This is a genomic window from Streptomyces sp. NPDC014727, assembly GCF_043083485.1.
GTDB lineage: Bacteria > Actinomycetota > Actinomycetes > Streptomycetales > Streptomycetaceae > Streptomyces.
This window is the reverse complement of sequence record NZ_JBIBYR010000065.1, coordinates 2,038-5,241: the sequence shown is the minus strand read 5'-3', so window position 1 is coordinate 5,241 and position 3,204 is coordinate 2,038. Positions and strand designations below refer to the sequence as shown.

At 56.6% G+C, this 3,204-nt stretch carries 1 rRNA gene; it reads right to left on the bottom strand.

The features are described from left to right. Nucleotides 1-22: 22 nt before the first annotated feature. Nucleotides 23-3,147 (bottom strand): 23S ribosomal RNA (locus ACF1B9_RS37765). Nucleotides 3,148-3,204 lie beyond the last annotated feature (57 nt).

The following is a 3,204-nucleotide window of genomic DNA, read 5'->3' as shown; positions in this document are numbered from 1 at the left end:
AACACAGTGGACGCGAGCAACTGAGGACAAGCCCTCGGCCTATTAGTACCAGTCAGCTCCACCCGTTACCGGGCTTCCACATCTGGCCTATCAACCCAGTCGTCTACTGGGAGCCTTAACCAATCAAGTTGGTGGGAATACTCATCTCGAAGCAGGCTTCCCGCTTAGATGCTTTCAGCGGTTATCCTTTCCGAACGTAGCCAACCAGCCATGCCCTTGGCAGAACAACTGGCACACCAGAGGTTCGTCCGTCCCGGTCCTCTCGTACTAGGGACAGCCCTTCTCAATATTCCTACGCGCACAGCGGATAGGGACCGAACTGTCTCACGACGTTCTAAACCCAGCTCGCGTACCGCTTTAATGGGCGAACAGCCCAACCCTTGGGACCGACTCCAGCCCCAGGATGCGACGAGCCGACATCGAGGTGCCAAACCATCCCGTCGATATGGACTCTTGGGGAAGATCAGCCTGTTATCCCCGGGGTACCTTTTATCCGTTGAGCGACAGCGCTTCCACAAGCCACTGCCGGATCACTAGTCCCGACTTTCGTCCCTGCTCGACCCGTCGGTCTCACAGTCAAGCTCCCTTGTGCACTTACACTCAACACCTGATTGCCAACCAGGCTGAGGGAACCTTTGGGCGCCTCCGTTACTCTTTAGGAGGCAACCGCCCCAGTTAAACTACCCATCAGACACTGTCCCTGATCCGGATCACGGACCCAGGTTAGACATCCAGCACGACCAGAGTGGTATTTCAACGACGACTCCACAACCACTGGCGTGGCCGCTTCAAAGTCTCCCACCTATCCTACACAAGCCGAACCGAACACCAATATCAAACTGTAGTAAAGGTCCCGGGGTCTTTCCGTCCTGCTGCGCGAAACGAGCATCTTTACTCGTAGTGCAATTTCACCGGGCCTATGGTTGAGACAGTCGAGAAGTCGTTACGCCATTCGTGCAGGTCGGAACTTACCCGACAAGGAATTTCGCTACCTTAGGATGGTTATAGTTACCACCGCCGTTTACTGGCGCTTAAGTTCTCAGCCTCGCCGACCCGAAAGTCAGCTAACCGGTCCCCTTAACGTTCCAGCACCGGGCAGGCGTCAGTCCGTATACATCGCCTTACGGCTTCGCACGGACCTGTGTTTTTAGTAAACAGTCGCTTCTCGCTGGTCTCTGCGGCCACCCCCAGCTCATGGAGCAAATCCAATCACCAGGAATGGCCCCCCTTCTCCCGAAGTTACGGGGGCATTTTGCCGAGTTCCTTAACCATAGTTCACCCGAACGCCTCGGTATTCTCTACCTGACCACCTGAGTCGGTTTAGGGTACGGGCCGCCATGAAACTCGCTAGAGGCTTTTCTCGACAGCATAGGATCATCCACTTCACCACAATCGGCTCGGCATCAGGTCTCAGCCTCAACGTGTGACGGATTTACCTACCACACGGCCTACACCCTTACCCCGGGACAACCACCGCCCGGGCTGGACTACCTTCCTGCGTCACCCCATCGCTTACCTACTACAAGTCTGGTCCGTCGGCTCCACCACTACCCTCAACTCCGAAGAGATCGGGCCGGCTTCACGGACTTAGCATCGCCTGATTCAGTACTGGGCGTTTCAAAGCGGGTACCGGAATATCAACCGGTTGTCCATCGACTACGCCTGTCGGCCTCGCCTTAGGTCCCGACTTACCCTGGGCAGATCAGCTTGACCCAGGAACCCTTAGTCAATCGGCGCACACGTTTCTCACGTGTGTATCGCTACTCATGCCTGCATTCTCACTCGTGAACCGTCCACAACTCGCTTCCGCGGCTGCTTCACCCGGCACACGACGCTCCCCTACCCATCCGTACTCCCGTTGGGGACACATGTACGAATGACACGACTTCGGCGGTACGCTTGAGCCCCGCTACATTGTCGGCGCGGAATCACTTGACCAGTGAGCTATTACGCACTCTTTCAAGGATGGCTGCTTCTAAGCCAACCTCCTGGTTGTCTCTGCGACTCCACATCCTTTCCCACTTAGCGTACGCTTAGGGGCCTTAGTCGATGCTCTGGGCTGTTTCCCTCTCGACCATGGAGCTTATCCCCCACAGTCTCACTGCCGCGCTCTCACTTACCGGCATTCGGAGTTTGGCTAAGGTCAGTAACCCGGTAGGGCCCATCGCCTATCCAGTGCTCTACCTCCGGCAAGAAACACACGACGCTGCACCTAAATGCATTTCGGGGAGAACCAGCTATCACGGAGTTTGATTGGCCTTTCACCCCTAACCACAGGTCATCCCCCAGGTTTTCAACCCTGGTGGGTTCGGTCCTCCACGAAGTCTTACCTCCGCTTCAACCTGCCCATGGCTAGATCACTCCGCTTCGGGTCTTGAGCGTGCTACTCAACCGCCCTGTTCGGACTCGCTTTCGCTACGGCTTCCCCACACGGGTTAACCTCGCAACACACCGCAAACTCGCAGGCTCATTCTTCAAAAGGCACGCAGTCACGACTGCATGTGCAAGCACACACAGCGACGCTCCCACGGCTTGTAGGCACACGGTTTCAGGTACTATTTCACTCCGCTCCCGCGGTACTTTTCACCATTCCCTCACGGTACTATCCGCTATCGGTCACCAGGGAATATTTAGGCTTAGCGGGTGGTCCCGCCAGATTCACACGGGATTTCTCGGGCCCCGTGCTACTTGGGTGTCTCTCAAACGAGCCGTCAATGTTTCAGCTACGGGGGTCTTACCCTCTACGCCGGACCTTTCGCATGTCCTTCGCCTACATCAACGGTTTCTGACTCGCCTCACAGCCGGCAGACCGTGAAAGAGAGATCCCACAACCCCACATGCGCAACCCCTGCCGGGTATCACACGCATACGGTTTGGCCTCATCCGGTTTCGCTCGCCACTACTCCCGGAATCACGGTTGTTTTCTCTTCCTGAGGGTACTGAGATGTTTCACTTCCCCTCGTTCCCTCCACACTGCCTATGTGTTCAGCAGCGGGTGACAGCCCATGACGACTGCCGGGTTTCCCCATTCGGACACCCCCGGATCAAAGCTCGGTTGACAGCTCCCCGGGGCCTATCGTGGCCTCCCACGTCCTTCATCGGTTCCTGGTGCCAAGGCATCCACCGTGCGCCCTTAAAAACTTGGCCACAGATGCTCGCGTCCACTGTGCAGTTCTCAAACAACGACCAGCCACCCATCACACA